The following is a 25,728-nucleotide window of genomic DNA, read 5'->3' on the forward strand; positions in this document are numbered from 1 at the left end:
GAAACAGACGATCCGAAAACGTCGCTTGCAGCACCAATCCGCTGCCGCATAAACTCAAATACAAACCGAACCAGAGCCTCCGTTACGAAACAAGCTCAGCATTCCGAAAAACTCTGACGACGGACACACCCTGCAAGCTGGGCCAATTGTTCTATGGCCACCTTCTCACCCCGAAAGAGCGGGTCGATCGGAAAGGCAATGTCTCCGCAGAACCTCTGCATCGAAACGGCGCCGTTCCTGGCCGCAAGTCGTGACAGCAAGGAAGTAGCGGGCTCACACGCGGCATGTGCCACCGTCAGCGGCAATTGGGGGAAATTCGTTCCGGGAGTGGCAGGTAGGCTTTTGACCAAGCGAGGCTTCCGAGATCAGACAAAGGCTGGATTGGCCGGATCTTACGATCACCCGCTCAACTGAGCAACGTCGCTATGATTTCAGGAAGTTCCGCCGCCTGGGTCAGCTACCTGTCACAAAAGTCGGTTTTGCTTGGCATCTGACAGGGTTTTTGTGGCGGACCGAGGAGGATTCGAACCCCCGACCCCCTGATTCGTAGTCAGGTACTCTATCCAGCTGAGCTATCGGTCCGTGGAGGCGGGGTTTAGACCTTGCCGCGTACCTTTGCAAGGGCAAAATTGAAGAAACTTCCAATCCGCTGAACTGGCTTGGAAATCGTACGTTTTCAATCCCCTAGATCAGGACGCCGCCTCGACCCGTTGGAGGGCCGTGAACTCGTTGAGATCGCCTTTGGGCAGGCAGATTTCGAACACGGTGCCGTCCGCTCCGGTTTGGCGCAGCCGCAATTGGCCGCCATGGCCACGCACCAATTCCTGTGAAATGACCAGCCCCAGCCCGGTGCCGCCCTTGCTGGCGCCCCCCTGAAACGGGGTGAACAGGAATTCCTGCGCTTTCGGCGGCAGGCCCGGACCGGTATCCGAAACCCGGACGATCCATTGTTCATCGTCTTCGTAGGCGGCCACGCTGATTTCACCCGGCGCCCCTGACCGTATGATCGCCTGACGGGCATTGCGCACCAGATTGAAAATCACGCGGTACAGCTGCTCGGAATCGGCGCGCAGATGGAAATCCGCCGGAATGTCTTCGGAAAAGGACAGATCGTGATCGCCCACCGACAATCTTTCACTGTCGATCACGTCACTGACCAGATCGGCCAGACGGACCCGTTCCAGCCTTGGGGCAGGTTCCTCGACCCGACCAAAGGCCAAGGTGGATTCGCACAGGTGCACCGCCCGTGTGATCGAATTCACCAGTTTGGGTGCCAGGCGTTTCACGCCGGGATCTTCGGACATCTCGATCCGGTCGGTGAACAATTGCGCGCTGGTCAGCATGTTGCGTAAATCATGGCTGATCTTGGCCACCGCCGCGCCCAGTTGGGCCAGTCTTTCCTTCTGTTTCAACGCGCTGGTCAGCTGGCTTTGCATTGAGGCCAGCGCCTCTTCGGCGTGGCGCAATTCCTGTAGGCTGGATTGTGGCTGAATGATACGGCGGGCGTCTTCGGGGTCGGCCGCATAGGCTTGAACCTGCTGCACCATCCCTTTGATCGGGCGGACCAGAAACCTTTGCACCGCCAGGAACAACAGCATCGCCGTCACCACCGAAATCAGCGCCGACAGCAGCAGGATGCGCAACCCGTAATCGATCATCGCGGTGCGCAACCCGCCGGTTTCCATCGTGATCTCGATCAGAAGCCCAGCCTTGCGCACCGGGTCGCCAATGACCCGGATGATCTGTGGTTCGGGATTGGCAAGCCGGGCCATGGCATCCCGGATCAGGGTAAAGGCGGGGGCATCACGCAGATCAAAGGTGGCACCGATCGATTGCGGCATCGGTGCCGATAGGATCAGCTGCCGCGCTTCATCGCGGCGCAGCACCACATTAAACACCTCGGCATTGCGCAGCAATTCCTCTTCCAGATCGGGCGAAATCATGTCGTCGGCCAGCAGAGCCAAGGATGCGATCTGTGCCCGTTCCAGACGCGAGAGCAAGTAGTCCTCTCTGAATCGCGCGACCGAAGGTACAAAGATCAGCACTTCTGCCAGCATCACGAAGATGATGGTCAGCACCAAAAAACGGCCTGAAAGCGTGTTCAGCATATACACTCCGTCATGCGGGTCACGGCAGCAGCTTTTGCACCAGCCGGACGACCCGTTTGACCGCTAGGTTATCAAACAGTCTGGGAGAGAAATAGGCCCCCGCAACACGCTTGTTAAGCTCTGCAATGGTGGGATAGGGCGCAATCATGGCAGAAATGCCCGACATTTTGATCTTATTGGCGATGGCCAGAGACCAGGTCGCAATCAATTCGCCGGCCTGATAGCCGACGATCGAGGCCCCGACCGGGCGACCTTTGACCACCATCACCTTGATCAGCCCCTTGTCCTGCCGGAGAGCGATGGCGCGGTCGTTATGGCTGTAGTCGAACCGGGCGACCTCCATCCTGTCACCATACAGGTCGCGTGCCTGCGCTTCGGTCAGGCCGACCTGGGCGATTTCCGGGTCGGTAAAAGTGGCCCAGGGGATATGCGCGGTGTTGACCCGTGCAGGCAGACCAAACAGCACCTGCTTGATAATCAGCCCGGCGTGATACCCCGCGACATGGGTGAATTGCAGCCCGCCCGCAACGTCGCCGATCGCATAAACCTTATGGTTGCTGCTGCGCAGACGATCATCGACCTTGATCCCCGCGCGGGTGGTTTCAATCCCGGCCTTTTCCAGATCAAGCGTGTCGATATTCGGTTTGCGCCCCACCGCGACCAACAAATGTGACCCGGTAAATGCGCCCTTTGGCGTTTCAACGGTGATCTGTCCGTCCCGACCGGTGATCTGCTGCGCCTGCGCATTCTCGACAATCTCGACACCTTCGGCGCGCAGGTTTTCCAGCGCGATCGCGGCCAGTTCCGGATCGTCCTTGCCCAGCGCAGTCATGCCTTCGATCACCGTTACCTGACAGCCCAGACGACGATGCGCCTGCGCCATTTCCATGCCAATGGGGCCGCCGCCGATGATCAGTAGATGATCGGGTTTGTCGCGCAGATCGAACAGGGTTTCATTGGTCAGATAGGGCACCTGACCCAGCCCCGGGATCGGCGGCACCAAGGGGGACGACCCGGTCGAAATCACGATGCGCCGCGCGGTGATTTCGGTGGCGCCTGCCCGGACCGTCCGCGGCCCGGTAAAGTGGCCATATTCACGGATTACCCGAACGCCCAGACCTTCGAACCGTTCCTGACTGTCAACCGGCGCGATCTGGCCGATCACCCCCGCCACATGATCCTTGGCCGCCGCATAGTCGATTTCCGGCACAACCGGCGTGATGCCCATCGCGGCCCCCGCCCCCATCGCATGGGCGGCGTGACCGGCGGCCAGCAGCGCCTTGGACGGCACGCAACCATAATTCAGGCAATCGCCGCCCATTTTGTCGCCTTCCAGCAGGGTCACATCGGCCCCCATCTGCACCGCTCCGGCAGCAACCGACAGGCCACCGGATCCGGCTCCGATGACCAGAAGATCGGTTTTTATCCGAGTCATCAGATTCCTTTCCGGCCGCGCAGGGCCTTAATGAGTACGGGCAGCAACGCCAGCGCGCAGAGCCCCAGCAGCGGCAACAGAATTGCAGGTTCGAAAAACACGCCCAGATCAGGGGTTTCGCCACGCTCGAACACTTCGCTCAACCCGGCACCGACCGAGGTGAAAACCAGACCGGCCGGAATGATGCCGAAAAACGTCGAAACCAGATAGCGCGACAGTGACACGCCGACCAGGGCAGGCACCAGATTGGCGACAAAGAACGGCACTGCGGGGACCAGACGGATCAGGAACAGCATCGACCACTGATTTTCATCGATTCCATCCTTGATCCGCTTCACCGTGCCCGTGCTGGCCTCCATCCGGTCGGCCAGCCGGTCACCCATACCCCATTTTGCCGCCAAAAAGATCAGGGCCGCACCGATGGTCGACGCCGTGACATTGAATAGAACGCCGGGAAAGATGCCGAACAGAAATCCGCCCGTCAGTGTCGAAATCGCCGACCCTGGCAAAGAAAAGGCGACAATCGCCACATAGGCCGCCATGAAAAGCAAGGCACTGAGCGCATAATTCTCGTCGCGCAAATCCAACAGCATCTGGCGGTTTTCCTGTAACGCTTCAAAGGACAGGTAGTCGCGCAGATACACTGCTCCAAGAACCGCCACCGTCGCAATGGCGATCATAGGGATGTAATGCACAACATGGCGGCGGCGGGGCGTTTTTTCTGAACCGGGTGTCGTCATCGGGGCGCTTTTCTATTTGTGTGAAAAACAAGATGCGCGTTTCGCCGCCGATTTGACAGGGACATCACAGTGGCTTGATCATTCAGCCTGAAAATCATGTATATTCTTCGCTGAATCGGGCTTTTGTAACAATTGCGATGGCCTATGCCGGTTTCCCCGGCTTTTTTGTTGCAAAAGCCCGATCTGGTATTTGACTTGTCGGACACTCCCCCCTATAGGACGGGCTTCGGATATATCGGGCCGGGCGAATCCGCTCGCCAGGCCACAGTTGAATTGGAGACGGAGCGATGAAACGCACCTACCAACCCTCGAACCTGGTTCGCAAACGGCGCCACGGTTTTCGTGCGCGTATGGCCACCAAAGCAGGCCGCAAGATTCTGAATTCGCGCCGCGCCCGTGGCCGCAAGTCGCTGAGCGCATAAGCTCAGCCGATTTGACGGACAGATGACACCGCCGGAGGCCCCTGTGAATGGCGTTAACGCCAACACCGGGATCACCCCCCCGGCGGTTTCTGTTTGCCTGTCTACCATGCAAAAACGCCCCGATTTCCTGCGTGCGGCCCGCGCCCGCAGGCAGGGCACCGGCGGCATGATGGTGCAGGCGCGCAGACGCAGCAATGATGAGCCGACGCAGGGCATCCGCGTCGGCTTTACCTGTTCCAAGAAGGTCGGCAATGCCGTGGCACGCAACCGCGCCAAACGGCGGCTGCGCGAAGTGGCGCGGCTGATCCTGCCGGATCATGGCCGTGATGGCTGGGATTATGTTCTGATCGGCAGAGCCGAGGTCACAGCGTCGCGCCCCTTTGATCAGCTTCAAAACGATCTTATCTCTGCGTTAAAGAAGCTGCATCAGGATCGTACATGACCCCGCTTGCCCATATCGCCGCCCTGCCCGTGCGGGCCTATCGGCTGATCTTCAGCCCCTGGGTCGGGTTTAACTGCCGCTATCAACCCACCTGTAGCGCCTACGCGCTGGAAGCGCTGGAAAAGCATGGTGCGATCAAGGGCAGCTGGCTGGCCGCCAAACGGATCGGGCGCTGTCATCCCTTGGGTGGGGATGGCTATGACCCAGTGCCGGGTTGCGATCCGGACCATGATGCGCGCTGCGGCAAAGACCGGGCCTAGGGTCAATTCACCAGCTTGTTCTTGAGGATCCATTTGCCCGGCCCCCAGTTTTCGAACCGTGCGTTCCCCACGGTGCCGATCGCGACATTGTCCAGCCCGATTTCGGGGATGACAAGAATTCCGTAGGTAAAGGCCCCTTCCAGATTACCAGAGTCTGAAAATAACCCGATTTCGTTCTTTCGCCAAGCCACCGTTCCATTGGTTGCGCCCAGAAATTCGGGCGGGTAACTGCGCCATTCCTCAATGCCCGGTGCCGCCCCGATCTTGATATGCAGCTTGGCTTTGCGCCCCTGCGCCTCCAGATCGAATGAAAAGCTTGAAACAGATGCCATTCCCGTACCCCCGTGAATTGCTGCCCAACCTTTGGGCCGCGCCAATGCAGATACGTTAGCTGGGCTCTTACGCGGTTAGATTGAGCCAGATCAATCCACACACAACTCGTGTGAAATCTTCGACAGCCAGTTCAAATCCGTCAGACGGGTAAAACCTTGGCGCCTGCCCTGCCACTGCCGCAACGAAAAAGGCCGGCATTCCTGCCGGCCTGCGGTTGTGTCCAGTTGTGCCCTCAGGTTCAGGCCAACAGCAAGGCGTCCTGAAACGCCTCCAAGTGGTTGGCCGACCCTGCCAGCAGGTTTTCGTAGATTGAGGCAAGTGCCGTGCCTTCGACCGCCTCAGCGGCATCGGCGATGTCGACCATATCTTTCTTCTCGATCGCCATGCCGACTTCGAGCGCAGCCCGGACCGATTCGGTGCCTTGCGCGATCAGTTCATCGTACATGTCCTGCAGATCTGCATTGATAAAGGTGCCGCCGTCTTCGTAGACGAATTCGTCGACGTCCAGCCCGATGCTTTCGGCTAGGTTGATCAGCGCGTTGAAATGCTGGTCTTCGGATGCCGCGATATTCGCGAAAATGTTCAGCCCATAGAGATCGTAGAAGGCCTCGTAGACATCACCGGCAAGTTTTTCCTCTTCGATCATGAAAAGCAATTCGCTGATCGCTTCGTCGCTATAGGTGGCCGAAAGGGTTTGCCTGTCCGTCTCGCCGGTCCAGAAACCCGTTTCTCCGCCCCTCTTGTCGATAAAGAGAGATTCAACGTTCGTTTCGCTGCCATAGGTCACCGAAATGGGTCGGACAACCGTTTCTGCGGTTTGCTCGACCTGATGGCGTGGGCCGCCGTCCCTGCTTCCGAACTCTTTACCGTATTGATACTGAAACCTAGCTTTCACCATTTTTCTTCCTCTTCTTGGTGCGCATTTCACTCATTAATAATATTCCAATTTTGATATGTGAAAACCCGCAGCTGGGCAAGTCACCAGACACAGTCCAGCCGTTTCCCGCCAATAGGCAGGCAAAACCCCGCCCAAACCCTTGAAATAAAGACTTCTTTTCTGTCAGAAACCCGACGTCACACCAGAGAGCTTGTGAGCAGCAACATCAGAGTAGTCCAAGTTAAAAGTGGGGCACCTACGGTGTCACCCTACCCCTGAACATTGATTTTGACCGGACATGCAATGCGCACAAAAACGGACCAGATACGACCATTTTCTGATCATGCGATTCTCGCATCAAACGCCCCTCTCTGGTCAGTTTATCAAACCGGAATCACCGTAATTTCAGGCCGAAAGCCGCATAGGGCTTTGCAACGCCGCGACCGCATGGCATATGCCGCTGATCTTTCGGAGGCCCGACATGCTTGACGATGCAGATGAAATTCACCCGCTGTTCCACGGTGCCCCGCAAACGACAGAGTTCAAGAAGCTCCGTAAGCGGATCGTACGCTATACCCGCGAAGCAGTCGAACAATATGGCATGGTGGAAAAGGGGGCCAAATGGCTGGTCTGCCTGTCGGGTGGCAAGGACAGCTATACCCTGTTGGCGGTGCTATATGAGCTGAAATGGCGCGGGCTGTTGCCGGTCGAGTTGCTGGCCTGCAACCTGGATCAGGGCCAGCCGGGATTCCCGGCCACGGTGCTGCCAGAATTCCTGAAAAAAATGCAGGTGCCGCACAGAATCGAATATCAGGACACCTATAGCATTGTGATGGATAAGGTGCCGCAGGGCCGGACCTATTGCGCGCTGTGTTCGCGGCTGCGCCGTGGCAACCTTTACCGGATCGCACGCGAAGAAGGCTGCAGCGCCGTGGTGCTGGGCCATCACCGCGACGACATCCTGGAAACCTTCTTCATGAACCTGTTTCATGGCGGACGTCTGGCCACCATGCCGCCGAAACTGGTGAACGAGGAAGGCGACCTGTTCGTCTATCGCCCGCTGGCCCATATTGCCGAAGCCGATTGCGAAAAATTTGCCCGCGCGATGAACTATCCTATCATTCCCTGCGATCTGTGTGGATCGCAGGACGGGTTGCAACGACAGCAGGTTAAACAGATTCTCGATCAGTGGGAAAAGAACAGCCCCGGCCGCCGTCAGGTCATGTTCCGGGCGCTGATGAATATCCGGCCCTCGCATATGCTGGACCCGAAATTGTTCGACTTCGCAGGGTTAACGTTGGGTAACGATAAAATTGACCAGATTTCGGACGTTATTCCCAAACTTCGTTAAGCCCCTCTTGAGATTCTCGCCCTAGCCTTTCAGCAAGTTTTGCGAAAAGGGCATTTATCATGCAGCACATCCCGCGGGCGATGGAAGAACTGCGCCGCAAGCTGCGCAGCGCACTGTCCGGACCTCATATCCTCGCCTTTCTGCCCGCCGTCGTGCTGGGGGCCTTCTGGCTGGGCGGCGAAGTTTGGCTGCTGATTGTTTCGCTGGGGCTGCCGGTGCTTTTTGGCGTCGCAGGCGGGTTCACCCAATGGCGTCCCGCGCTGATTGACGACAGCCCGCCGCAATTGCCCGACCTGCTGCGCGACAGTCTGGTTCGGGCCCGGCGCAAAGATCTGCATCTGGGTTGTTTCCTGCTGGCGCTGGATGATTTCGACAAGCTGATCGACCATCACGGGCGCAGCGTTGCGCAACGGATTTCCGGCCGGATGGTCGACAGGATTGGATCGGCGCTGCGACAGGGCGATTACGTACTGCAACGCGACGCCGGAGAATATGCAGTGGTTTTGGCGCCGGTGCGCCAGATCGACCTGGAAACCGCGATACAATTGGCCCGCCGCCTGCAGTCCGCGATCGAGGATCCGATATCGGTCGACGCCAGCAGCGTTTATGTCTCCTGCTCCATTGGGTTCGTGCTGGATGGCCAGGTCGGTACACCACAATCCGATGACCTGCTCGATGCCGCCGAAGCGGCGCTGGACGATGCCCGCAGCAACGGTCCTTCGGCAATCCGCAGCTATGCCCCGGGTATGAAAACGGTGCATCGTGGCCATGTCGAAATGGCCCGCGATATCGAACGGGCACTGGAAACCGGCCAGTTCCAACCTTGGTTCCAGCCTCAGATTTCGACCGATACCGGCCAGGTCACCGGGTTCGAGGCGCTGGCGCGTTGGATCCATCCGCACCGCGGCGTGGTGCCGCCGTCGGAGTTCCTGCCGCTGCTTGAACGCTGCGGGTTGATCGAAAACCTGGGCGAGATGATGCTGACCCAGTCGTTGCTGGCGCTGGCCAAATGGGATGCTTCCGGGGTTGAGGTTCCCAGAATCGGGGTCAATTTCGCCTCGGCCGAATTGCGCAATCCGAAACTTGCCGACCGGGTGACATGGGAACTGGACCGTCTGGATTTATCGCCGAACCGTCTCTCGGTTGAAGTTCTGGAAACCGTGGTTTCGGCCTCGCCCGACGATGTGATTGCGCGCAATATCAACGCGCTGGCGAAACTCGGTTGCGTTATCGACCTTGATGATTTCGGCACCGGTCACAGTTCGATCGCTTCGGTGCGTCGGTTCGATGTCAGGCGGATCAAGATCGATCGATCCTTTGTGATGAAGGTCGACACCGACCCCGAGCAGCAGAAAATGGTCGCAGCGATCCTGACCATGGCGGATCGGTTGGGGCTGGAAACCGTCGCCGAAGGGGTGGAAACCGCCGGGGAACATGCCATGCTGGCACAGCTTGGCTGCACCCATGTTCAGGGCTTCGGAATTGCACGCCCGATGCCGTTCGACCAGACTCTGGACTGGATTCGCAACAATGACATAAAACGCAAGAATACCCCTCGGATCGGACGCCGCACCGGCTAAGCCCTACCGAAACGCCGCAGATCAGGCGGTATTGGGTGAATCCGCTTGACCTTTGGGGCCGCACTCTGTTGAACCGGCACCGAAGAATTCCAAGGACAGGCACGCACCCCCGATGGACGATCAGAACAAAAACCTCATCTTGGCAACCGCTCTCAGCTTTGCCGTAATCCTGGTATGGTTCCTTCTGTTTCCCCCTCCGGAACAGGACGCCGCCGATCCCAACGCCGCTGTTGCGACCCAGCAGGCCCCCGCCGTCGGCACCGCGCCCACGGTTGAACCCGCCAGCACCGGGACCGCAGCACTGACCGCCGTGGTCGAATCCGGCGCCGACGCTCCGCGGCTGACCATTGACACCCCGCGCCTGGCCGGGTCGATTTCGCTCAAGGGTGGGCGGATCGACGAATTGCAGCTGAAGGATTACCGCGACACTCTGGATTCGGATTCCGGTAATGTTGAAGTGCTGGCGCCGCTGGGCACCGAGCATCCCTATTACGCGCTGTGGGGCTGGGCCCCGGGAGCAGGGCTTACGCTGGATCAGGTACCTGGCGCCAACACAATCTGGTCGGTTACAAGCGGAAGCACATTGTCGACCGACAGCCCGGTTACCCTGACTTGGGACAACGGCGCGGGTCTGACCTTCCGCCGCGAAATGACGGTCGATGAAAACTACATGTTCTCGGTCCGCCAAAGCGTGCAGAATAGTGGCACAGCCACGGTGACGCTGGCCCCTTATGGCGTGATCGCGCGCCACGGCGAACCGCTAAGCGACAAAAGCTCGCCCATCGTGCACAAGGGGTCAATCTCCATGTCGGATGGGGAACTGAACGAAACCAAATACAAGAAAATCACCAAGCTCGACTACAATGAACGCGAAGGTACGTTGGCCGAGGTCACCCAGGTCACCGAAGCAGGCTGGGTCGGCTTTACCGATCACTACTGGATGTCGACCCTGATCCCCGCCGCAGGCACGCCGTTCAAATCAGTGGTGAAATACGACGAAGCCCGCGACGTCTATCAGACCGAAGCGGTGCTCAAGACCCTGACCATGGCCCCCGGCGAAACGATCGAAGCCGATATGCGTCTGTTCGCCGGCGCCAAGGAATGGGAAACCATCCGGTCCTACGAAAAAGACGACAACGTCACCCGTTTCATCGATTCAATCGACTGGGGTTGGTTCTTCTTCTTCACCAAGCCAATCTTCTGGTTGCTCCATACGCTGCACGGCTTGATCGGCAACATGGGCTGGTCGATCATCGGCCTGACCATCGTGATCAAGGCGATCGTCTTCCCGCTGGCCTATAAATCCTATTCTTCGATGGCGAAGATGAAGGAATTGCAGCCCAAGATGGAAGAAATGAAGAAAGCCGCTGGCGATGACCGCCAGAAGGTGCAGCAGGGCATGATGGAACTGTACAAGAAGGAAAAGGTGAACCCCGCCTCGGGTTGTTTGCCTCTTCTGATCCAGATCCCGATCTTCTTTTCGCTCTATAAGGTGATTTCGGTCACGATGGAGCTGCGCCAGGCCCCCTGGCTGGGCTGGATTCGCGATCTGTCGTCCCCCGATCCCAGTTCGATCCTGAATCTGTTTGGTCTGCTGCCTTTCGCTGCGCCTGATCAAAACTCGATCCTGGCGATCATCTCTCTGGGTGTCTTGCCGATCCTGCTGGGGATCTCGATGTGGCTGCAACAAAAACTGAACCCGGCCCCCACCGACCCGGCACAGCAGATGATCTTTGCCTGGATGCCGTGGGTGTTCATGTTCATGCTGGGCAGCTTTGCCAGCGGTCTGGTGTTGTACTGGATCACCAACAACACGATCACCTTCATCCAGCAATATTCGATCATGCGTTTCCACGGTTTCAAACCGGACGTGTTCGGTAATATCAAAAGCAGCTTCAAGCGTAAGAAGTCGGCGGAAAAATGAGCCATCTGGCCCATATTGTCCGCCATCCGATCAAGTCGATCGGATATGAGGACCTGCAAAGCGCGCCCCTCACGGAGGGGCGCGTTCTGCCTTTCGACCGGCATTGGGCCGTGGCGCATGACGCGGCCCAGCTCAATGGTCAGCCAACCGAATGGATGGCCAAGGGCAATTTCATCCGCGGCGTGGCCGGGCATCCGCTGATGGCGGTTCAAGCAGCGCTCAACGAGACCGACGAAACCGTCACCCTAACCCATCCAGAAGCCGACAGCATCACGGTGCGACCGTTAGAGGACGGTGCCGCCCTGATCGACTGGCTGCGCCCTTTCTGGCCCGACAATCGCCCTGCCCCGGCCCAGGTGGTCAGCCTGAAAGATCAGGCGATGACCGATGTACCCGAGCCCTATGTCTCGGTCCTGAACCTCAGCTCGCTCAGAACGCTCGGGGAACAGATGGGGACGGACCTTTCGATTCACCGGTTCCGGGGCAATCTGTGGATTGATGGCTGGCCTGCCTTTGCGGAATTCGACCTTATCGGAAAAACCATTCGGATCGGCGCTGCCGAGTTGAAGGTGGAAACCCGTATCACCCGCTGCCAAGCGACCACCGTAAACCCCGAGACAGGCCATGCAGATGCGGATACATTGCGCGCATTGAACGCCGCTTTTGGTCACCAGGATTTTGGCGTTTATGCCCGGGTCACCAAATCGGGCACGGTAACGATCAACGACAAGGTGGAGATCCTGTAATGCAACTGCCCTTTCCGCTTGCCGACGAACCCGATGAGATCAGCGCCGAAAAGGGCCGCAAGCTTTTCGCCGGTCAGACCGATTTCCTCAAAGGCGTCGTGGCAATGTCCGGCCTGCCGCCCTCGGACCGGCTTGAAGTCTGTTTCGCCGGGCGTTCCAATGTCGGAAAATCATCGCTGATCAACGCGCTGACCGGGCGCAAGGGTCTGGCCCGGGCGTCCAACACACCGGGGCGGACGCAGGAGATCAACTTCTTCACGGTCAATGATGATCATTATCTGGTTGACCTGCCCGGCTATGGTTTTGCCAATGCGCCGCTGGCGGTGGTGGAAAAATGGCAACGGCTACTGAAACAATACCTGTCTGGCCGCCAGAACCTGCGCCGCGCCTTCGTGCTGATTGACGCGCGCCACGGCATCAAGGCGGTGGACGAGGAAATCATGTCGCTGCTCGACAGTTCCGCCGTGACCTTCCAATGCGTACTGACCAAGACCGACAAGGTGAAGGCACAGGACCGCGAAAATGTGCTGAAACAGGTGCGTGAGAAACTGGCGAAACACCCCGCCGCCTTCCCCGAATTGATCCTGACCTCCAGTGAAAAGGGCGACGGTATCCCCACCCTGCGCAGTACCATCGCATCACTCATCTGACGAAAAGAAAGCGTGGCGGGCCGCGCCCGCCTCAGCCGCGCTCAGACATGCTGACCGCCATTCACCTCGATCTCGGTCCCCGAGATGTAGGACGACGCATCAGTGCACAGGAAATAGATCGTGTTGGCCACTTCGTCGGTATGGCCCAACCGGCGCAGTGGAATATCCTCAATCATCTTGTCTGTGCCGGGCGAAAGGATATCGGTTTCGATCTCACCCGGCGCAATCGCGTTGACCCGCACCCCCAAAGGGCCGAAATCATGCGCCATTTCGCGCGTCAGGGCCGCCAGTGCCGCCTTGGAAGTAGAATAGGCCGCCCCGGCAAAGGGATGCACCCTGTAGCCCGCAATCGACGTCACATTGACCACAGCGCCCTTGGCGGCGGCCAATTCCTCGCGCAACCCCCGTGCCAGAACCACCGAGGCAAAGAAATTCACGTGGAACACATGCCCCCATGTTTTCAGGTCGGTGTCCAACGTGTTCAGCCGCGCGCCGCCTTCGCCTTTGGGTGAAATCCCGGCATTGTTGACCAGCGCGTCCAGTCGACCGTCCAGCCGGTCGCGGATCTCTGACACCTTCTTGATCGTGTCGGAAGGGTCGGCCAGATCGATCTGAACATGGTTTTCCTCGCCACCGCCCCACGGGCATTCGCTGGGAAACGGCGCCCGTGAACAGGTAATCACACGCCATCCGGCGCGGTTAAACCGCCGCACCGTGGCATGTCCGATCCCCCTGCTGGCCCCGGTCAACAAAAGCGTTTTCTTGTACTGTTCCATTGATGCAGCCCCACACTGTGCCCGCGAACCCTAGCATTCGGGCGGACGAGTGCAACGGGACACTTGGCTTGGCGACGCGAAGCCGGTAACACAGAAACCGTTTAGGGATGGATTCAATGAGAAAGCAGAGCATGAACCGCGACTGGATCGCCACCGCCCGGACCCTGTCCGAGGCCCTACCGTATCTGCAGCGCTTTACCGGGGCGATTGTGGTGGTGAAATTCGGCGGCAACGCGATGGGCGACGACGAGGCCATGGCGGATTTTGCCCGCGATATCGTTTTAATGCGGCAAGTCGGGGTCAACCCGGTCGTGGTGCATGGCGGCGGTCCGATGATCAATAGCATGTTGGACAAGCTTGGCATTAAAAGCCAATTCGTCCGCGGCAAGCGAGTCACCGACAAGGCCACCGTCGAGGTGGTCGAGATGGTGCTGGCGGGCCTGGTCAACAAACGAATCGTGCAGGCAATCAACGATGAAGGTGGCCGCGCGGTTGGTATCTGCGGCAAGGATGACGATCTGATGGTCTGCGAACCGGACGATCCGGAACTGGGTTTCGTCGGCAAGCCGGTCGAAATGAACGTGCAGGTGATCCGTGATCTATATAATGCCGGTATCATCCCGGTAATCGCGCCAGTGGGCACTGGCGTGAATGACAACGAAACCTTTAACGTCAATGGCGACACCGCTGCCGGGGCCATAGCCGGGGCGTTGCAGGCTGACCGCCTGCTGCTTCTGACCGATGTGGCAGGGGTCAAGAACAAGGATGGCGAGGTTCTGACCGAAATGACGTCGGAACAGGTGCGTGCGCTGATAGCAGATGGCACCATTGCCGGAGGCATGATTCCGAAAACCGAAACCGCTCTCGATGCGATCGAAAAGGGCGTGCGCGGGGTGGTGATTCTGGACGGGCGTGCACCCAATGCCGCATTGCTGGAACTTTATACCGAACATGGTGCCGGGTCGCTGATCCGCGGATAAAGTATATATTTTTCTGAATATGTCTATTGCCAGTCTCCGCAGTGAGCTTAGATTGGACATATGGAAAACGAAGCCATCATTCGCCTCACTGCCTTTCTGGGCCTGTTCAGCCTGTTTGCGCTACTCGAATCCCTAGCCCCGCGCAAAGCGCGTACTCAGCCCAGATCAAAACGCTGGCTCACCAATTGGGCGATGCAGATCATCGACACCATCGCGCTCAGGGCGCTGGCTCTGGCATTACCGCTGCTGGCAGTGGGCGCGGCAGTGGATGCCGGACAAAACGGCTGGGGCCTGTTCAATAGGATCGACCTGCCGGTCTGGGCTGAGGTCATGCTGGCGATCCTCATTTTCGATTTCGCGATCTGGTTCCAGCATCTGATTACCCACAAAGTGCCTGTCCTGTGGCGCTTTCACCGGGTCCACCATGCCGACCGCGATATCGACGTCACCACCGCGATCCGCTTTCATCCGGTTGAAATCGCCTTTTCGATGCTGCTGAAGATCGGGCTGGTCTATCTGATCGGGCCATCTGCCTTGGCGATTATCCTGTTCGAGATCATCCTGAACGGCACCGCCCTGTTCAATCACGCCAATCTGCGCCTGCCTCTGGGGCTGGACGCGATTGTGCGATTGGTTCTGGTAACGCCCGACATGCACCGGGTGCACCATTCGGTGCATCGGCACGAACATGACAGCAACTATGGCTTTGCATTGTCGATCTGGGATAGGATTTTAGGTACCTACATCGCCCAACCGCAAGCGGGACATGACGACATGACCATCGGCCTGCAATGGCAGGATGACAGACCGACCAAACTCGGATGGGCACTGAGCCTGCCGTTTTTCCGCAAATGACGCTCGCCGCGCTGGAAATCCGCGCCGATAAGAGCGCCTTAGAAATCTTCGGGGCGCTGCACCCGACCGATCTGGAAGGGATCGGAACGCTGATTCTGCTGGGACCGCGCGAACCTGGTTTCTGGCCCGGATTTATTCAAAGCCCGGAATATCGCGATGGCAATCCTGACGCGATTGACCGTTGGTCAACCCGGGTGATCGGGGCCTTGGCAGATGAGTTCGGGGCCAAGGCGTTTTTCCCCTTTGGCGGTCCGCCCTATCACCCATTCATCCGCTGGGCTTTGGACAGTGGGCGGGCCTGGCAATCGCCGGTTCACCTGTTGGTGCATGACCGGGCGGGCCTCTTTGTGTCCTACAGGGGCGCATTGGGCTTTGCCGAGAGATTAACACTACCGCTTCAACCTGCGGCATCCCCCTGCAACAGCTGCGCCGACAGGCCCTGCCTGACAGCCTGCCCCATCGCCGCCCTTTCGGATCGTGGCTATGACGTTCCTGCCTGCAAATCTTTCCTGCGCTCGGATGCGGGGGACGACTGCATGACTGGCGGCTGCCTTGTCAGACGCGCTTGCCCGATCAGCCGGGGGTATGGCAGGGTGGCCGAACAATCCGCCTTCCATATGAAAGCTTTCTTGTGACCCTGCGCCTGATCCTGATGCGTCATGCCAAATCCGGGTGGGATGATCCCAGCCTGTCCGACCATGACCGACCACTGAACAAACGCGGGCGGCTGTCGGCCACGGCGTTAGGGGGTTGGCTGCGCGGGCGTGGCTATTTGCCCGATCTGGTTCTGTGTTCGGATGCGGTCCGCACCCGCGAAACCCTTGACCGGTTGAACCTTGGCGCCAAGGTACGGTTGCTTCCTCAGCTCTATCTCGCCCCACCCGGCGTGCTGATGCAGCAACTGCAACAGGCGGAACAGATGCCCACCATACTCATGATCGCTCATAACCCCGGTATCGCGGACTTCGCGGCCGCGCTGACCGCCGCGCCGGGGAATGCCGATTTTCTTCGCTATCCCACCGGCGCGACCAGCGTGATCGACCTGCCGATTGCCGATTGGGGTGGCGCAAAGACCGGCACCGGCAGGCTTGTCGATTTCATCATACCTCGTCAGTTGATCTAGGCTTTTGCCAGCCCAAACCGCACCAGTCCGGGGCGCTGCGCCCGCTGACCGGCCCAGATGCTGGCCAAAACGACCAAAACGCCTGTCATCTGCCACCCTGACAGTTCCTGCCCCAGCACCAGCCACCCCAGCAGAACCGCGCTCAGCGGGCTGAGAAAGCCCAATCCGGTGATCGCCGCCGGTCCCAGCCGGGCGATTCCGCGGAACCACAGGTAATAGGTCGCCGCCGCGCCGATCACGCTGAGCCAGGCAAGACCGATAGCAGCATCGAAATCGGGGCGTGGAAATCCGGGTTCCAGCAACAGTGCGATAGGCAACAAAATCAACCCTCCGGCGGTCAACTGCCACGCTGCAAAGGTGACCGGCGCAACTGGCGGCTGCCATTTGCGGGTCAGCACTACGCCCGCAGCCATAGATGCGGCCCCGATTAGTGCCGCGATCACACCAAAGCCATCCAGCCGCGCCTCGGGTCCAAGGATCAGCAGAGCAACACCGACCATGCCGGTCAGTGCAGACGCCACGCCCAACCCGGTTACCCGGCTGCCCAGCAGAATATGCGCCAGCCCCAGCACGATCAGCGGCTGCACCGCCCCCAGCGTCGCGGCCACACCACCCGGCAGCAGGTAGGCCGCCGCGAACAGCGCCGCCCAGAAAATCGAGAAATTGAGAGCGCCCAGCAGCAGGATGCGGCCAAGCCAATCGCGCCCCGGTAATTGCCGCACAAGGGCCAGCAGGATCAGCCCGGCCAGCAGCGCACGCAGCATTGCAATCGTCAATGGAAATCCATCGGGCATCAGTTCGGTGATGACAATGTAGCTACTGCCCCAGATCAGCGGGGCAAGGCCGGTTAGGGCCAGATCGGTTTGTCGTGACATATCCAATATCCGTTCATTTTATCTTGACGTCAAGATATTCAAGAAAACCTTGACGTCAAGATATTAATTGGGAAAACTGCTAACCATGGATCATGTCGACAAAATTTTGGCCCAATGGAGGGCCGAGCACCCGGAGTTTCAACTACGTCCCATGGGGCTAATGGGACGAATGAAGCGTTTGACGACTCATCTGACCCAAGGGTTGGATACGGTATTTGCCGCTCATGGGTTGAACGCGGCCAGCTTCGACGTGTTGGCCACGCTGCGCCGCTCCGGCGCGCCCTACGCGCTGACGCCATCGCAATTGATGGACTGGACCATGGTGACCTCGGGCACGATGACCAACCGGTTGGACCGGCTCGAAGCCAAGGGGCTGGTCGACCGAAAGAAGTCGGCTCAGGACGCCCGCAGCGTGGTGGTACAACTGACGGTGAAGGGGCTTGACCTGATCAATGCCTGCGTTTCCGACCATGTCGTCAATCAGAACCGCATGACCGAAGCGCTGAACGCCAAGGAACAGGAAGAACTGGACCGGCTGCTGGCCAAATGGCTTGCCGCTTTCGAGCCGCCAGATGACTGAGGGTCAGCCAAAGAAAAAGGCGCGCCCCAGAGAGGCACGCCCGGAAGGGGGCGACAACCGCCCCCGATTTCATAACCCTCAGTGACCCAGAATCTGGCTCAGGAACAACTTGGTCCGCTCACTTTGCGGGTTGTTAAAGAACTCTTCTGGTTCGTTCTGTTCGACGATCTGGCCCTGATCCATGAAAATCACCCGGTTGGCCACCTGCCGCGCAAAGCCCATTTCGTGGGTCACACACAGCATGGTCATACCTTCCTCGGCCAGCTCGATCATGGTGTCGAGCACTTCCTTGATCATCTCGGGGTCCAGCGCCGAAGTCGGTTCGTCAAACAGCATGATGCGCGGCTTCATGCACAAGCTGCGCGCAATCGCCACCCGCTGTTGCTGACCGCCCGACAACTGACCGGGAAACTTGTCGGCCTGTTCGGGGATCTTGACCTTCTCAAGGAAATGCATCGCCGTCTCAATGGCCTCTTTCCGGGGTGTCTTGCGTACCCAGATCGGTGCCAGCGTGCAGTTTTCCAGGATGGTCAGATGCGGGAAAAGGTTGAAGTGCTGGAAACACATCCCGACTTCCGACCGGATCTTGTCGATATTTTTCAGGTCCGAAGTCAGTTCGGTTCCATCGACCACGATGCGGCCCTGCTGGTGTTCTTCCAGCCGGTTGATGCAGCGGATCAGGGTCGATTTACCCGACCCTGACGGTCCGGCAATCACGATCCGTTCACCCTGATTCACCGTCAGGTTGATGTCGCGCAGCACATGAAACGCACCGTACCATTTGTTCATGGCACTGATTTCGATGGCGACCTCATCCGAGACCTGCATCTTGGAACGGTCGATTTTACGGTCGGTTGCAAGATCAGACATATGTGATCTCCTTACTGATGATCGGTTCTGAGCTTGCGCTCGAGATACATGGAATAACGCGACATGGAGAAACAGAAGACCCAGAACATCAGGGCAATAAAGCCGTAAAGTTCCCAGACAATCCCGTTCCAGTCAGAATCCGCACGAATGGCATTCGACAGGCCCAGCGGGTCCAACAAGCCGATCACCGACACCAGCGTGGTGTCCTTGAACAGGCCGATAAAGGTGGACACGATACCGGGGATCGAGATTTTCAACGCCTGCGGCATGATGATCAGCCGCTGCGCCTGCCAGTAATCCAGCCCCAGCGAATCGGCGCCCTCGTACTGTCCCTTCGGCAATGCGGCCAACCCGCCCCGGATCACCTCGGCCATATAGGCCGACGCAAACAGGGTCGCCATGATGATCACCCGCATGATGATGTCGAAATTCGTACCCGGAGGCATGAAGATGTTCAGCAGCGTCGAGGCGACGAACAGCAACGTGATCAGCGGCACACCGCGAATGAATTCGATGAAACCCACGCAAAGAGATTTCACGATCAGCAGATCAGATTGACGCCCCAGCGCCAGAACGATGCCGATGGGCAGCGAACAAGCGATGGCGACAACGCCGATGGTGATTGACAACATCATGCCGCCAAAGTTCCGGCTGTTGATGGCTTCCAGCCCGATGGGCAGAATCGCGTTGAGCCCGCCTACGGCGTTGGGGTCATCGGAATTCGGCAGGCCGTTGACCACATATCCCGACAGGATAAGCCACCAGACCAACGCGGCAACGACGGCCGCGATCACTGCAGCAAGGCTGCCTGCGGCCGTATTCACGGCCTTGTAGACAAAGAAGCCGATGACGAAACCGGCGGCCGCAGCCAGCGGTCCCCAGATCGTCCCGCCCCATAGCAGCCAAGGCATCAGGAAGGGGAAGATCGCGGTGAAGTAGATCAGCTTGCCCGGAACTTTCTCGGCAAACAATATGGGGGCCAAAGCGACCGCCAGCAGAATGAAGGTCAGGATCGGGCGCCAGTAGGATTCAGGCGGATAGAACCCAAACAAAAGCTGCACCCAGCGGTCCCGGATCACCCCCCAACAAGCCCCTTCGTGACCAGCCAAGATTTCGCGGCATTCGTTCAGCGACATCGCCCCCCATGTAGGAGACAAGGCCCAGCTCAGGATCGCCTCGAGCACGAAGAGGACGAACAGGCCCGACACCACGGTCAGTATCGAATTCAGCCAGCCCGAAAACAGGTTTTCCCGCATCCAGCCAACGATCCCGACCGACGTGGCCGGTGGCGTCTGCTGTTGCAGCATTTCTGTGCGGACAAAAGATACATCGTTCATGTTATCTCTCCACCAGTTTGACGCGGTTGTTATACCAGTTCATCACCATCGAGATGCTCAGGCTGATCACCAGATAGATCAGCATGCCCAGCAGAACCGTTTCCAGTTCGCGGCCGGTTTGGTTCAGGGTGATGCCCATCAATGTGCCGGTCAGGTCCATATAGCCCACGGCGATGGCCAGAGACGAGTTTTTGGTCAGGTTGAGATACTGCGAAATCAGCGGCGGGATGATCACCCGCAGTGCCTGCGGCAGCACGACAAGGCTCATGATCCGGTTGGATCGCAATCCCAACGCCGCGGCAGCCTCTGTCTGGCCCTTGGAAATGGCCAGGATACCGGCGCGCACATTTTCTGCGATGAAGGCCGCGGTATAAAGCGACAGAGCCAACCACAGCGCGATCAGTGAATTGCGCATATGGGTGCCGCCCTGAAAGTTGAAGCCTTTCAATGCGGGATAGCCCAGATGGAACCCCAACCCGATCAGTACCATCGCCAGCGGCACCACCACAGCGCCAAGGCTCAGATACCAAGTTGTCGGACGGTTGCCTGTTGCTTCCTGAATCCGATTGGCGCGCAGCTTGATTTTATGCCTGACGAACAGCCCCAGACCTAATGCTATCAGGACGACGATCAGATCCAGTGAGACATTGAAACGGAAACTGGACGCCCCGAACAGATGAATGTCCCCCAAGCTGCGGGAAAACAGTGGCTCGGGCACATAAATGCCGCGGTTGGTGACGACTATGGACCCGGTTTCAACCCCCCTGAACGCGCGTGGCGAGGGTAAGGTTTCGATCAGCACAGCCATTGTGAACACGATCCACAACAGCACTGGCACATTGCGGAAGGTTTCCACATAGACCGTCATCAGCTTGGCGATCAGCCAGTTCTTGGACAGGCGTAAAACACCGATAATCACACCCAGAATGGTCGCTGTGATACAGCCCATCACTGCCACCAGCAGGGTATTCAGCAGACCGATAAAGGCGGCCCGCATATGGGAGTTCTGATTGTCATAGTCGATCAGGCGCTGGTTAATGTCATATCCGGCAGGTTCACCAAGGAACTTGAAACTCGGTTCTTTTCCGAGATCCAGCAGGTTTTGCGCGGTATTGTTGATTAACCATCCGATCAGCAGCATGAAGCCGAGCATGGCGACGACCTGAATGGTCATCGACCGATACCGGGTGTCGTAAATCAACATAGACAGCCGGAACGACTCCTTGGGAGGGTCGATAAGTGTTGTCATTTGGGATGTTCCCCGTCATTCGACCTTATTGTTTTAACTGGCCTCAAGGGCCGATGGTCGATCTTGTCAGACTGATAGAGTAGAAAGGGCGCGGCTTGCGCCGCGCCCTAAGAATGCAGAAATTACCGGAACGGCGGAGCGTAAAGCAGACCACCCTCGGTCCACTGTGCGTTCAGACCACGCGCCAGACCGATCGGGGTGCTTGCGCCGATGTTCTTTTCGAACAATTCGCCGTAGTTACCACCCGCCATGATGGCGCGCTTGGCCCATTCGGCATCCAGACCCAGCATTTCACCCAAGGTACCTTCAGTCCCCAGCATACGGTTGATTTCTGGGTTGTCAGTGCCGCTCGACAGTTCGCCAATATTGGCCGAAGTGATACCCAGCTCTTCGGCTGCGATCAGCGAATTCAGCGTCCAGCGCACAACGTCACCCCATTCGGCGTCGCCGTGACGGACCAGCGGACCCAGCGGTTCTTTCGAAATGATTTCAGGCAGAACCACAAAGTCGCCCGGGTTTTCGAAGGTTGCACGAGTCGCGGCCAGGCCCGATGCGTCGGTTGTGTAGACGTCGCAGGCACCAGCCAGGAACTGCTGCTGAGCTTCGGCGTTGGTTTCGATCGGAACCGGTTCATAGCTGATGTTATTCGAGCGGAAGAAATCCGCCAGGTTCAGCTCGGTGGTGGTGCCGGTCTGGATACAAACGGTCGCGCCGTCCAGTTCCTTGGCCGAAGACACGCCCAGTTCCTTGGGAACCATGAAGCCCTGACCATCATAGTAGTTCACGCCGACGAATTCGAATTTCAAATCGACATCGCGCGAGAAAGTCCAGGTAGTGTTTCGGGCCAGCATATCCACTTCGCCAGAGGCGAGAGCGGTAAAGCGGGTCTTACCGGTGGTTGGGACGAATTCGACGGCATCCTTGTCGCCAAGGACAGCAGCGGCGACAGCACGGCAGACGCCAACGTCAAAGCCTTCCCAATGGCCGTTTGCGTCAGGCGCTGCGAAACCAACGAGACCAGTGGTCACACCGCAGTTCAGCTTGCCGCGTGCTTTCACATCATCGAGAGTCCCGGCTGCTGCGACACCAGCCGAAAGGCCGGCAACGGTCAACGCGCCAAGAAATACGGATTTTTTCATGTTTACCTCTTCCTGATTGTCCGCCCTGTGGTTGAGCGGTTTTCGACCCCTTTGCGGAATCGAGGACGAATATGACAGGTGTTCCCCCGTCAGTGACCAAACTTTGGGCGATTTCATCGCAAAAGGTCAAGTCACAGTTCGTCAAAAGCGAGCACTGCAAAGGGTTTCCGCAAGGGAAAGGTAATCTTTTCCCCAATTACAGAATAATATCTGCCTCAGATCACGTCGTCGCGCTTAGGTCGAAAAATCGCTTGGCATGCAGGAATTCCTGCCGCTTATGCTCGGCCTTTGCCGCAGCTTCTTCGTCGACGCCCCATTGTTCAGTCTGCCAAGTTTCATCTAGCTGCGAAACTTGCCAAATTTGTTCGATATCGCAATAGTTCCGCACCGCAGCGAACCCTAGGATCAAAGACCCAGACATGCAGACCAGGTCATGAAACGCGGCCAGTTGGAAATCGTCCAGATCCTTTACCAACTTCTGCATCCTATCCAGAACGGCCTCACTTTGCGCCATCGGCATCACCCCTGACACAACTTGCAACCGAACGCCCAGATTTTGTGCAGCCCAGTCCAGCACCGGATCCCACGCGTCCGCCTGTCGCGAAATCAGCTCTTGCGGATGAGTCGCGCGGTAGCAAAGCAAATCCGAACCGCCATATTCGGCCAGCATTTCAGCAACCGCATCATGCTGAACCGCCACTTTGTCCAGCGCCGAATTCGACATCCGGGTAAAGGGCATGAGCGAGGGGTCGATTTCGTCTTCCTGAGCGTCCCATTCAGATGAGACCGCCTGCGCCAGCCGCAGTGAGGGCAAGACCATCAGCCGTTTGGCGGGGGTCCGGACTGAACGTCCGTCCAATGCCACCTGCCAACCGTTTTCGACCGGCTCTGGTGTGGCTTCTTTCCAGAAACGCTTGGGTTTAAGAATGCTCATTGCTTGCTCTCCCACATACGTTCGATTGCGCCGGGCAGGTCACGTGCATCATGGATCACATCATCGGCCAGACCAGCCAGCACCTCGGCCCGGTGATAGCCCCAGCCGACACCAAGCGCCCCCACCCCGGCGGCCCGGGCCATATCCATGTCAAAGCTGGTATCGCCAATCATCACCGCGTTTTCCGCTGCTATACTGGTTTCAGACAGTGCCGACATGATCATCGCCGGATGCGGTTTCGACGGATGGTGATCCGCGACCTGTTGGGTCAGAAACAAATGTTCCATGCCATGCCCTGCCAACAGCGCATCCAGTCCGCGTCGGGATTTGCCGGTGGCAACCCCCAGCAGATAATGATCAATTGTCGACAACTGATCCAGTACCGCACGGATATGCGGATAAAGCGGCGAGTTTTTCTGCGCCCCCTGCGCCGCGCGCAGCGCCATATAGGACGCCTTATAAGCGTCGACCAATCGCGCATAGGCCGCCTGTTCCAACCCCGGCGCCAGCTTGGGCATCGCCACGTCGAGCGACAACCCAACGATGCCAAGGATCGCCGCGCGCGCGGGCGGTGCCATCCCCTCGGACGCAAAGGCGCTCGTCATCGAGGCAACGATGTCGCCCTGACTGTCCACCAGCGTTCCGTCGACATCGAACAGGATCAGCCGCAGGGCGTCGTTCATTGCAGCGTCTCGAAAGGATCGTCGGCGGCCAGATCCTCGGTCCAGCCGAAAGTGTCCCAACTGTGTTTCATATGTTCGGGCAACGGTGCCGTAATCGTCACCGGTTTTTTCGTTACCGGATGAAGGAAGGTCATGGACCGGGCATGCAGGTGCAGTTTTTTACTGATCACCCCGCCCAGTTGCGCACCCCAGCCATCCCCCATATTTTCCTGCCTCGAGCCGCCATATTTACCGTCACCGATAATCGGATGTCCGATCTCTGCCATATGCGCACGCAGCTGGTGGGTACGCCCCGTCAACGGTTCCATCGCCACCCAGGACGCGCGCCCGGCAACCCGATAGAGCGTGGCATACAGCGTATGCGCCCGCTTCGCGCCAGGTGTTCTGTCGATGTCGTGCGGATGCACGCAAACCATCTTTTCGCCCTCGCCCTTGGCACCGTGGCCACCAGCCTTGACCAGCCCGTATTTGACTTCGCCCAGATAGGGGGTGGGCACCCCGGCCACCAGGGCCCAGTAAATCTTGCGGGTCTGCTTGTGCCGCAGCGCGGCGGTCAACGCCTGCGCCGCCGCGCGGGTGCGCGCCAGCAGCAGCACCCCGGAAGTATCCTTATCCAGCCGATGCACCAGCCGCGGCTTTTCCTCCATCCCGAATTTCAGCGCTTCGGTCAATCCGTCGACATGTCGGGTCTGCTTGCTACCGCCCTGCGTCGGCAGCCCGGCGGGCTTGTTCAGCGCGATGATATGGTCATCGCGGTACAAAACGCAGGATTGAATGAGCTTTTCATCCTCGGGCGAAACCGTGGAGGGCCTGGGTTTGGCCGCCGCTTTCGGCATCTCGTCCGGGTCCGGCAAGGGTGGGATTCGCACCTGTTGCCCGGCTTCCAGCCGGGTCGATGCCTTGACCCGGCCACCGTCGACGCGCAATTCGCCTTTGCGGCACATCTTTTCGATGCGGCCCTGTGCCAGATGCGGGAACAGCCGTTTCAACCAGCGATCCAGCCGCTGATTGCCATCGTCCGACCCCACGGTCAGTGTTTGTACAGCACTCATGTCAGGGCCCACCGCATAAGGTTTACTCCGGCCACCAGCGCCATCAAAGACAGCAGCACCGATAGCCCGACATAGATTGCCGCCTGCCCGACGGCGCCGCGTTCATAAAGCGTGAAAGCTTCCAGAGAAAAGGCCGAAAAGGTAGTGAAACCGCCCAAAACCCCCGTCATCAAGAACGGGTTGAGATGGCTCAATCCACGCTGACCAAGATAAACCAACATCGCCCCCATGATCCCCGATCCCAGGATATTGACGAAAAGCACACCCAAAGGGAAACCGGGGCCCATCAGCTTGAAGATGGCAACTCCGGAAAGATAGCGCAGCATTGCGCCGAATGCGCCCCCGAGGGCGACTTGAAAAGCCGTTATCAACATGGCGCCCCTCCTGATCTGCTACTGCCGGATTGT

At 58.5% G+C, this 25,728-nt stretch carries 29 protein-coding genes and 1 tRNA gene; 14 read left to right on the top strand and 16 right to left on the bottom strand.

Annotated features, from left to right (window positions below; all coding sequences use genetic code 11):
• On the top strand, window positions 1-254 hold a 254-nt coding region (locus VOI23_RS15770; protein WP_323785914.1), incomplete at its 5' end, for a hypothetical protein.
• A gap of 251 nt (window positions 255-505) precedes the next feature.
• On the opposite strand, the gene VOI23_RS15775 is transcribed toward VOI23_RS15770, so the two are convergent.
• The 4 genes from VOI23_RS15775 to VOI23_RS15790 form a co-directional block, all read right to left on the bottom strand.
• Window positions 506-582 (bottom strand) — tRNA-Arg (locus VOI23_RS15775).
• Between the two features lie 107 nt (window positions 583-689).
• Window positions 690-2,108, bottom strand: a complete 1,419-nt coding sequence (locus tag VOI23_RS15780) for a HAMP domain-containing sensor histidine kinase (protein ID WP_323785915.1) — start codon at window positions 2,106-2,108, stop codon at window positions 690-692.
• Window positions 2,109-2,127: 19 nt separating this feature from the next.
• Window positions 2,128-3,543, bottom strand: a complete 1,416-nt coding sequence (locus VOI23_RS15785) for a dihydrolipoyl dehydrogenase family protein (protein WP_323785916.1) — start codon at window positions 3,541-3,543, stop codon at window positions 2,128-2,130.
• A complete protein-coding gene (locus VOI23_RS15790) occupies window positions 3,543-4,283 on the bottom strand; it encodes a TVP38/TMEM64 family protein (protein ID WP_323785917.1) in 741 nt (246 codons plus the stop codon). The genes VOI23_RS15785 and VOI23_RS15790 overlap by 1 nt, the downstream gene beginning before the upstream one ends.
• 287 nt (window positions 4,284-4,570) lie before the next feature.
• Between VOI23_RS15790 and rpmH the strand changes: the two genes are divergently transcribed.
• From rpmH to yidD, 3 genes are read left to right on the top strand one after another with little or no spacing between them, the layout of a single operon-like run.
• Entirely contained in the window at window positions 4,571-4,705 is a 135-nt protein-coding gene (rpmH, locus tag VOI23_RS15795) for a 50S ribosomal protein L34 (RefSeq protein WP_005632162.1), read from the top strand.
• A gap of 22 nt (window positions 4,706-4,727) precedes the next feature.
• Complete coding sequence (gene rnpA, locus VOI23_RS15800; RefSeq protein ID WP_323785918.1) at window positions 4,728-5,147, top strand: ribonuclease P protein component; 420 nt, start codon at window positions 4,728-4,730, stop codon at window positions 5,145-5,147.
• On the top strand, window positions 5,144-5,407 hold the full coding sequence (yidD, locus tag VOI23_RS15805) for a membrane protein insertion efficiency factor YidD (protein ID WP_323785919.1): 264 nt from the start codon (window positions 5,144-5,146) through the stop codon (window positions 5,405-5,407). Before rnpA ends, yidD begins: the two co-directional genes overlap by 4 nt.
• Before the next feature lie 2 nt (window positions 5,408-5,409).
• On the opposite strand, the gene VOI23_RS15810 is transcribed toward yidD, so the two are convergent.
• Window positions 5,410-5,739 carry a hypothetical protein gene (locus tag VOI23_RS15810; protein ID WP_323785920.1) on the bottom strand — a complete coding sequence of 110 codons (330 nt, stop codon included), beginning with the start codon at window positions 5,737-5,739 and terminating at the stop codon, window positions 5,410-5,412.
• A gap of 239 nt (window positions 5,740-5,978) precedes the next feature.
• Window positions 5,979-6,638, bottom strand: coding sequence for a DUF2202 domain-containing protein (locus VOI23_RS15815; RefSeq protein ID WP_323785921.1), 660 nt, complete (start codon window positions 6,636-6,638; stop codon window positions 5,979-5,981).
• 460 nt (window positions 6,639-7,098) lie between these two features.
• Between VOI23_RS15815 and ttcA the strand changes: the two genes are divergently transcribed.
• From ttcA to yihA, 5 genes are all read left to right on the top strand, one after another.
• Window positions 7,099-7,968: a tRNA 2-thiocytidine(32) synthetase TtcA gene (gene ttcA, locus VOI23_RS15820; protein ID WP_323785922.1), complete on the top strand. Its 870-nt coding sequence runs from the start codon at window positions 7,099-7,101 to the stop codon at window positions 7,966-7,968.
• A 59-nt stretch (window positions 7,969-8,027) separates the two neighbouring features.
• A complete protein-coding gene (locus VOI23_RS15825) occupies window positions 8,028-9,548 on the top strand; it encodes a putative bifunctional diguanylate cyclase/phosphodiesterase (RefSeq protein WP_323785923.1) in 1,521 nt (506 codons plus the stop codon).
• 112 nt (window positions 9,549-9,660) lie between these two features.
• Window positions 9,661-11,472, top strand: a complete 1,812-nt coding sequence (yidC, locus tag VOI23_RS15830) for a membrane protein insertase YidC (RefSeq protein ID WP_323785924.1) — start codon at window positions 9,661-9,663, stop codon at window positions 11,470-11,472.
• A complete protein-coding gene (locus VOI23_RS15835; protein ID WP_323785925.1) occupies window positions 11,469-12,218 on the top strand; it encodes an MOSC domain-containing protein in 750 nt (249 codons plus the stop codon). Before yidC ends, VOI23_RS15835 begins: the two co-directional genes overlap by 4 nt.
• Window positions 12,218-12,868, top strand: a complete 651-nt coding sequence (gene yihA, locus VOI23_RS15840) for a ribosome biogenesis GTP-binding protein YihA/YsxC (RefSeq protein WP_323785926.1) — start codon at window positions 12,218-12,220, stop codon at window positions 12,866-12,868. Before VOI23_RS15835 ends, yihA begins: the two co-directional genes overlap by 1 nt.
• A 41-nt stretch (window positions 12,869-12,909) precedes the next feature.
• Here yihA and VOI23_RS15845 read toward each other — a convergent pair whose 3' ends face one another.
• Window positions 12,910-13,644 carry an SDR family oxidoreductase gene (locus tag VOI23_RS15845; RefSeq protein WP_323785927.1) on the bottom strand — a complete coding sequence of 245 codons (735 nt, stop codon included), beginning with the start codon at window positions 13,642-13,644 and terminating at the stop codon, window positions 12,910-12,912.
• 131 nt (window positions 13,645-13,775) lie between these two features.
• On the opposite strand from VOI23_RS15845, the gene argB reads away from it, so the two are divergent.
• From argB to VOI23_RS15865, 4 genes are read left to right on the top strand one after another with little or no spacing between them, the layout of a single operon-like run.
• Entirely contained in the window at window positions 13,776-14,624 is an 849-nt protein-coding gene (argB, locus tag VOI23_RS15850; RefSeq protein WP_323786073.1) for an acetylglutamate kinase, read from the top strand.
• Window positions 14,625-14,684: 60 nt separating this feature from the next.
• Window positions 14,685-15,479 carry a sterol desaturase family protein gene (locus VOI23_RS15855; protein WP_295537426.1) on the top strand — a complete coding sequence of 265 codons (795 nt, stop codon included), beginning with the start codon at window positions 14,685-14,687 and terminating at the stop codon, window positions 15,477-15,479.
• Entirely contained in the window at window positions 15,446-16,114 is a 669-nt protein-coding gene (locus tag VOI23_RS15860; RefSeq protein ID WP_323785929.1) for a ferredoxin, read from the top strand. Before VOI23_RS15855 ends, VOI23_RS15860 begins: the two co-directional genes overlap by 34 nt.
• Window positions 16,111-16,602 carry a histidine phosphatase family protein gene (locus VOI23_RS15865; protein ID WP_323785930.1) on the top strand — a complete coding sequence of 164 codons (492 nt, stop codon included), beginning with the start codon at window positions 16,111-16,113 and terminating at the stop codon, window positions 16,600-16,602. The genes VOI23_RS15860 and VOI23_RS15865 overlap by 4 nt, the downstream gene beginning before the upstream one ends.
• Here VOI23_RS15865 and VOI23_RS15870 read toward each other — a convergent pair.
• Window positions 16,599-17,477 (bottom strand): EamA family transporter, encoded by an 879-nt coding sequence (locus VOI23_RS15870; protein ID WP_323785931.1) that lies wholly within the window; start codon window positions 17,475-17,477, stop codon window positions 16,599-16,601. The two genes, VOI23_RS15865 and VOI23_RS15870, sit on opposite strands and share 4 nt — an antisense overlap.
• A 169-nt stretch (window positions 17,478-17,646) precedes the next feature.
• Here VOI23_RS15870 and VOI23_RS15875 point away from each other — a divergent pair, with 169 nt between their 5' ends.
• Window positions 17,647-18,057, top strand: coding sequence for a MarR family transcriptional regulator (locus VOI23_RS15875; RefSeq protein WP_323785932.1), 411 nt, complete (start codon window positions 17,647-17,649; stop codon window positions 18,055-18,057).
• Window positions 18,058-18,135: 78 nt separating this feature from the next.
• Here the strand turns inward: VOI23_RS15875 and VOI23_RS15880 are convergent, their stop codons facing one another.
• The 8 genes from VOI23_RS15880 to crcB all read right to left on the bottom strand — a co-directional run bounded on the left by VOI23_RS15880 (window position 18,136) and on the right by crcB (window position 25,695).
• Window positions 18,136-18,927, bottom strand: coding sequence for an amino acid ABC transporter ATP-binding protein (locus VOI23_RS15880; RefSeq protein ID WP_323785933.1), 792 nt, complete (start codon window positions 18,925-18,927; stop codon window positions 18,136-18,138).
• 11 nt (window positions 18,928-18,938) lie between these two features.
• Entirely contained in the window at window positions 18,939-20,264 is a 1,326-nt protein-coding gene (locus tag VOI23_RS15885) for an amino acid ABC transporter permease (RefSeq protein ID WP_323785934.1), read from the bottom strand.
• A gap of 1 nt (window position 20,265) precedes the next feature.
• Window positions 20,266-21,513, bottom strand: a complete 1,248-nt coding sequence (locus VOI23_RS15890) for an ABC transporter permease subunit (protein ID WP_323785935.1) — start codon at window positions 21,511-21,513, stop codon at window positions 20,266-20,268.
• A gap of 122 nt (window positions 21,514-21,635) precedes the next feature.
• Window positions 21,636-22,652, bottom strand: coding sequence for an amino acid ABC transporter substrate-binding protein (locus VOI23_RS15895; RefSeq protein ID WP_323785936.1), 1,017 nt, complete (start codon window positions 22,650-22,652; stop codon window positions 21,636-21,638).
• Window positions 22,653-22,872: 220 nt separating this feature from the next.
• The gene (locus VOI23_RS15900) at window positions 22,873-23,586 is read right to left on the bottom strand and encodes an ATP12 family chaperone protein (protein WP_323785937.1); all 714 of its coding nucleotides are present in this window, start codon (window positions 23,584-23,586) and stop codon (window positions 22,873-22,875) included.
• Window positions 23,583-24,269 (bottom strand): HAD-IA family hydrolase, encoded by a 687-nt coding sequence (locus tag VOI23_RS15905; protein WP_323785938.1) that lies wholly within the window; start codon window positions 24,267-24,269, stop codon window positions 23,583-23,585. Before VOI23_RS15905 ends, VOI23_RS15900 begins: the two co-directional genes overlap by 4 nt.
• The gene (locus tag VOI23_RS15910) at window positions 24,266-25,321 is read right to left on the bottom strand and encodes an RluA family pseudouridine synthase (protein ID WP_323785939.1); all 1,056 of its coding nucleotides are present in this window, start codon (window positions 25,319-25,321) and stop codon (window positions 24,266-24,268) included. The genes VOI23_RS15905 and VOI23_RS15910 overlap by 4 nt, the downstream gene beginning before the upstream one ends.
• Entirely contained in the window at window positions 25,318-25,695 is a 378-nt protein-coding gene (crcB, locus tag VOI23_RS15915) for a fluoride efflux transporter CrcB (protein ID WP_323785940.1), read from the bottom strand. Before crcB ends, VOI23_RS15910 begins: the two co-directional genes overlap by 4 nt.
• Window positions 25,696-25,728: the final 33 nt, after the last annotated feature.

Source organism: Thalassovita sp. (assembly GCF_034670005.1).
Lineage (GTDB): Bacteria > Pseudomonadota > Alphaproteobacteria > Rhodobacterales > Rhodobacteraceae > Thalassobius.